General features: G+C 67.4%; 1 protein-coding gene. It reads left to right on the plus strand.

The annotated features are described in order from the left end of the window. The first annotated feature begins 53 nt into the window (after window positions 1-53). Entirely contained in the window at window positions 54-746 is a 693-nt protein-coding gene (locus tag I0C86_RS00025) for a C39 family peptidase (protein ID WP_196199058.1), read from the plus strand. The last annotated feature ends 24 nt before the right edge of the window (window positions 747-770 follow it).

Below are 770 nucleotides of genomic sequence, written 5' to 3' on the forward strand. Positions count from 1 at the left end.
GCGCGTCGCGTGGTTCGCGGTCCGTCTTACCCCCGGAATGGAAGGCAACCATCATGACTACCGTCAAGAAGTGGCTACCGGCCATCACCGAGACTCCGATCCGTAAGACCGCGCTCGGTATCGCGGGACTCGCCGTCGTCGGCGGTGCGTTCGCCGGACCGGCGCTGAACATGGCAGCTCCGCAGGCGGCGATGACCCCGACCGCGGCCGCGGTCAGTGTCCGCGATGTCGACAAGGGTCAGCCGTCGAAGGTGCTGGACTACCAGTACAAGGCGCAGGAGAACGGCTACTACTGTGCGCCGGCCGCGACCCGGATCGCGCTGTCCGCCCAGGGGCACACCCCGGCGCAGGACGACGTGGCGAAACGGCTGGGTACCACCGAGGCCGGTACGAACTCGGCCGAGGACACCACCCGGGTGCTGAACAGCACCGGTGGTAAGGGCTACCGGACCGTCGCGATCCCGGACGAGCGGGCCAAGCCCGAGCAGATGGACCGGCTCCAGGTCGACGTGGTGCACGCCGTCGACGCCAAGCGTCCGGTGGTGATGAACATCAAGGGCACGGCGGTGGACGAGAACGGTATGGCGCACTCGTACGAGGGTGGGCACTACCTGACCGTCGTCGGGTACGACGACCACGGCCGCAAGGTGAAGATCGCCGACCCGGCCAACCCGAACCAGAGCGAGTACTGGATGAGCACCATCACGCTCGCCAACTGGGCCGCCGAACGCGGTTACTCGGCATAAGCGCCAAGCACCACCGGCACTACG

Origin of the sequence: Plantactinospora alkalitolerans, from assembly GCF_015690345.1 — a bacterium.
In the GTDB taxonomy this organism is placed as follows: Bacteria; Actinomycetota; Actinomycetes; order Mycobacteriales; family Micromonosporaceae; genus Plantactinospora; species Plantactinospora alkalitolerans.